Source organism: Pseudomonas syringae (assembly GCF_000737245.1).
Classification (GTDB): Bacteria; Pseudomonadota; Gammaproteobacteria; order Pseudomonadales; family Pseudomonadaceae; genus Aquipseudomonas; species Aquipseudomonas syringae_J.
Genome location: NZ_JPQU01000081.1, coordinates 1 through 4088, shown reverse-complemented (window position 1 = coordinate 4088; position 4088 = coordinate 1). Strand labels below are relative to the sequence as shown.

The 4088-nt window shown below is 56.4% G+C and carries 5 protein-coding genes; 4 read left to right on the top strand and 1 reads right to left on the bottom strand.

What is annotated here, in order from left to right:
• Positions 1-288: 288 nt before the first annotated feature.
• From hda to IV01_RS02595, 4 genes are all read left to right on the top strand, one after another.
• The gene (hda, locus tag IV01_RS02580; RefSeq protein ID WP_032631339.1) at positions 289-993 is read left to right on the top strand and encodes a DnaA regulatory inactivator Hda; all 705 of its coding nucleotides are present in this window, start codon (positions 289-291) and stop codon (positions 991-993) included.
• Positions 987-1751, top strand: a complete 765-nt coding sequence (locus tag IV01_RS02585) for an NAD-dependent deacylase (protein WP_032631338.1) — start codon at positions 987-989, stop codon at positions 1749-1751. The genes hda and IV01_RS02585 overlap by 7 nt, the downstream gene beginning before the upstream one ends.
• Positions 1752-1826: 75 nt before the next feature.
• A complete protein-coding gene (locus tag IV01_RS02590; RefSeq protein WP_080290402.1) occupies positions 1827-2528 on the top strand; it encodes a C40 family peptidase in 702 nt (233 codons plus the stop codon).
• Positions 2529-2619: 91 nt separating this feature from the next.
• Positions 2620-3156 (top strand): C40 family peptidase, encoded by a 537-nt coding sequence (locus tag IV01_RS02595; protein ID WP_032631336.1) that lies wholly within the window; start codon positions 2620-2622, stop codon positions 3154-3156.
• Between the two features lie 18 nt (positions 3157-3174).
• On the opposite strand, the gene IV01_RS02600 is transcribed toward IV01_RS02595, so the two are convergent.
• Complete coding sequence (locus tag IV01_RS02600) at positions 3175-3456, bottom strand: helix-turn-helix domain-containing protein (RefSeq protein ID WP_032631335.1); 282 nt, start codon at positions 3454-3456, stop codon at positions 3175-3177.
• Positions 3457-4088: the final 632 nt, after the last annotated feature.

The window sequence follows — 4088 nt, the reverse complement described above, 5'->3', positions numbered from 1 at the left end:
TGGGTGGGCTGAGCCCTGTAGCGTACAGAACCCAGTCCACGGTAGCCTAGCCAACTGCTGTCCAACTTTTGGGGCGCACTTCAACCTCGGTTAATCAGCTAAGCCGGGGTGACCTTATCGCGGGCAAGCACCGCTCCCACAGTGAACGTGTTCCAACATTCAACCTCGACTCACGCAAACCTTTGATTTTGCTTATGGTCTCGCGCATTGTGCCTCCAGCGTCACGGGTATAAACTTTGCGCACTTTACACAGAGGCCCCTAACGGTTCCCTTGAGCCGTCAGCCAGCATGAAACCTATTCAGCTGCCCCTGGGTGTGCGTCTGCGTGATGACGCCACCTTCATCAATTACTATCCCGGCGCCAACGCCGCGGCACTCGGCTACGTGGAGCGGCTGTGCGAAGCCGAGGCTGGCTGGACCGAAAGCCTTATCTATCTATGGGGCAAGGACGGAGTCGGCCGCACTCATCTGTTGCAGGCCGCGTGTCTGCGTTTCGAGCAGACCGGTGAGCCAGCTGTTTATCTGCCCATGGCTGAACTCATCGACCAAGGCATCGCGCTGTTCGACAACCTTGAACAATATGAGCTCGTCTGCCTTGACGACTTGCAGGCTATTGTCGGCAAGCCTGAGTGGGAAGAAGCCCTGTTCCACCTGTTCAACCGGCTGCGAGACAGCGGCCGTCGCCTGTTGATCGCCGCCTCCCAGTCTCCCCGGGAGCTGCCGGTCAAACTTCCCGATCTCAAATCGCGCCTGACCATGGCCCTGGTTTTCCAGATGCGTGGCCTGTCCGATGAAGACAAACTAAGAGCCCTGCAATTGCGTGCGTCGCGCCGCGGCCTGCATCTGACTGATGAAGTCGGGCATTTCATTCTGACCCGTGGTACCCGCAGCATGAGCGCGCTGTTCGACCTGCTGGAGACCCTGGATCAGGCATCGCTGCAGGCCCAGCGCAAACTGACCATCCCTTTCCTTAAAGAGACCCTCGGATGGTAGATCGGGCGCTGTTGTTGCAAACCGCAGCGGCATTGCGGCATGCGCAACGGATTCTGATCATTACCGGAGCAGGGCTTTCGGCGGACTCCGGTTTGCCCACTTATCGCGGTGTGGGGGGGCTTTATAACGCTGAGACCGAGGACGGTGTGCCTATCGAAATGGCCATGTCCGGCCCGATGCTGCGCCGTGATCCCGCGTTGTGCTGGAAGTACATCGCCGAGCTGGCCAAGGCTTGCCTCGGTGCCCAGCCCAATGCCGCGCACTACGCTATTGCCGAGCTACAACGCAAAAAGCCGGATTGCTGGGTGCTTACTCAAAATGTCGATGGCTTTCACCGCGCCGCAGGCAGCCCGCCTGAGCGCCTGATCGAAATCCATGGACAGCTGGCACCTCTTTATTGCCAGTCATGTGGCTCCGAAGATATGAACGTGAGCGCTCATCTGGAGCGACCACTACCGCCACTTTGCACTGCGTGTAGTGGCGTTATGCGACCATCTGTCGTGTTATTTCAGGAGATGTTGCCTGAGCAGGCCATGGAAACGCTCTATGAAGAGATGGCAAAAGGCTTTGATGCAGTGCTGAGCATCGGCACCACCGCGAGCTTCCCCTACATCCATGAACCTGTATTCAGAACAAGGGTTTACGGCGGATTTACTGCGGAAATAAATTTGACGTCAACAAATCAGAGCGCCCAAATGGACGCCTTTTTTGCCTGCCGGGCGGTACATGTCATGGAAGAGTTGGTAAGTCACATTTAGTTCGATTGAATTTGCAAATGAGAAAGATAGAAGGCATAGTCTCGGCTTCTTAACACTTCAGCCACGGTCGTGCCCATGCTAGTTCGGTTTGCACCCCTCGTGCCCCTCGCACTTGTAACCTTGTTGTTTGGTTGCTCGGCCAATATGCCGGTTGCCCAAAACACCTCGCAACAGGTTCAGAAGCCAAGTATTTCAGCTCCAACCTCCGCCATCCGCTCAGACCGGTCGGTGTTGCAGGAAGAGCTGGCAACTGAAGCCGAACTGGCCCAGTTTGCCGACAGCAAGCCTTACCAGCTGCCAGTTCTGGCTGACAGCATTCTTGAGCGTGGCAAAGCCCTGATCGGTACTCGCTACCGTTTTGGCGGCACCTCTACCAAGTCCGGTTTTGATTGCAGCGGTTTCATCGGTTATCTGTTCAAAGAAGAGGCCGGCATGAGTCTGCCGCGTTCTTCCCGCGAAATGATCAACATCGATGCACCTCTAGTGAAGCGCACTGATCTTGAGCCAGGCGATCTGCTGTTCTTCAGCACTGCCGGTCGCGGTCGCGTCAGCCACGCAGCTATCTACCTGGGTGACAACCAATTCATCCACTCCAGCAGCCGCCGTAGCGGTGGTGTTCGCGTCGATAGCCTCGACGATACCTACTGGAGCAAGACCTTCATCGAAGCCAAGCGCGCCCTTGCCATGGACTCGTCGACTGTAGCTGCACCGCAGACCACCGCGATGACGGCAACGTCGATCAAGGCCCCTGCAGTAAAGAAGCGTAAGCACAAATAACTACCGTGTTGCATAAAGACAGGCTATAAGCCTGTCTTGTGCTTTCCGGGCCCCCGGCAAAGTAAGCCGCATCCACATCAGGTTGTTGTTTATGTCGATCATGGTTCGCCTAGCGGTTATTTCTCTTGCAGCGTTGCTCAGTGCTTGCGCCAGCGCGCCGCCGCCCCAGCCTCGGGTTGTTCAGCGCCCGGTGCTCGTTATCCCCACCGAAAACCACAATCCTGCCGCCGAAGATGTGCTGTTCCGTGCTTTAGGCCTGGTGGGTACGCCTTATCGATGGGGCGGTAACACGCCTGATTCGGGTTTCGATTGCAGTGGCTTGATCGGCTTTGTCTATCGCGACGCAGCCGGTATCGCTTTGCCCCGTTCGACCCGGGACATGATCGTCATGCGCGCACCCAACGTTGGGCGCGAGCAATTGCAGTCGGGTGATCTGGTTTTCTTCGCTACCGCCGGCGGTTCGCAGGTCAGCCATGCGGGGATCTACGTCGGCGAAGGGCGCTTCGTGCATGCGCCAGCGACTGGCGGCACCGTCAAGCTTGATAGCCTCGACAAGCCGTATTGGCAGAAGGCTTATCTGAATGCCAAGCGGGTGATTCAGCCTTCGAATCTGGCGCGGAATCAGTAAGCCTGTCTCGTTTAGCTTTCAAGCTGCGACCAAGTGTATTGATACCGTCAACCCAGCTGCCGCAGCCAGATCAACCAGAGCATCCAGACTGAACAGGTCAACTCTGCCAGCTTTGAGATTGGAAAAGCGTGGTTTTGTAATCCCTAGCTTGCTGGCTTTGAGCGTATCGCTACCCGGCCACTGCTTGATTCGCTCATTGAGTTCGATCATGAGCCCTGAGCGAGCTTTCAGGTGTGCCGCTTCCTGAGCCGTATCAGCCAAGGCATCCCAGACGCTTGGGAAGGTTTGTTCTTCGTTCATTCGTACTCGCTCCAGCTTCATTCCAAATCTGATATGAAGCAGTTGTTATCGAAACTGATAACAAATTGTAATCGGTCTTTCGGCGTTGGTGGCTAACACATTGTATGTCTGCTTTTGGAGAGGCTGTCGCGGGCATCTTTGTGTACATATCCATTTCCGTGGTAACGGGACAGGCCCACCAAAAAGGCCTTGCTCCTTTGTACGGGTCTTCGCCAAGGCTCAGACTTCCCTCACTCCGGCATTGCTCCGTGGGGACGCCGCAATGGGCCATCCATGGCCTAGTGCGGCTAGCCCGGCATCCATGCCGGGCTCCCCACTACGCAATACCTGTGCTCGGCCTCCCACAAGTCGCGAGTTGTGGTGTCTGCACTATTGCGTTCGGTCACTTGTCAGAGCCTGCTGAAGTCAGCTGAATTGGGTTTGCATTCACCATCGTCATCGCGAGCAAGCTCACTCCTACAGTTGACCGCAATCCACTGTAGGAGCGCGCTTGCCCGCGATGACGACAGAACATTCACTGCAGAATTTGATCGAAACACTCAATGGCATGCCATGCCGCATTCCTGAGAACAACGCAAAACGAGCGTCGGGAGGCTGAGTGGAGGTGCCGTGGTGTGGGTCGCTCGGCATGG

What these genes read in the sequence shown, in the direction of transcription:
- IV01_RS02585 (WP_032631338.1), top strand. Translation starts at nt 987, where the DNA reads ATGGTAGATCGGGCGCTGTTGTTGCAAACCGCAGCGGCATTGCGGCAT.
- hda (WP_032631339.1), top strand. Translation starts at nt 289, where the DNA reads ATGAAACCTATTCAGCTGCCCCTGGGTGTGCGTCTGCGTGATGACGCC.
- IV01_RS02595 (WP_032631336.1), top strand. Translation starts at nt 2,620, where the DNA reads ATGTCGATCATGGTTCGCCTAGCGGTTATTTCTCTTGCAGCGTTGCTC.
- IV01_RS02590 (WP_080290402.1), top strand. Translation starts at nt 1,827, where the DNA reads ATGCTAGTTCGGTTTGCACCCCTCGTGCCCCTCGCACTTGTAACCTTG.
- IV01_RS02600 (WP_032631335.1), bottom strand. Translation starts at nt 3,456, where the DNA reads ATGAACGAAGAACAAACCTTCCCAAGCGTCTGGGATGCCTTGGCTGAT.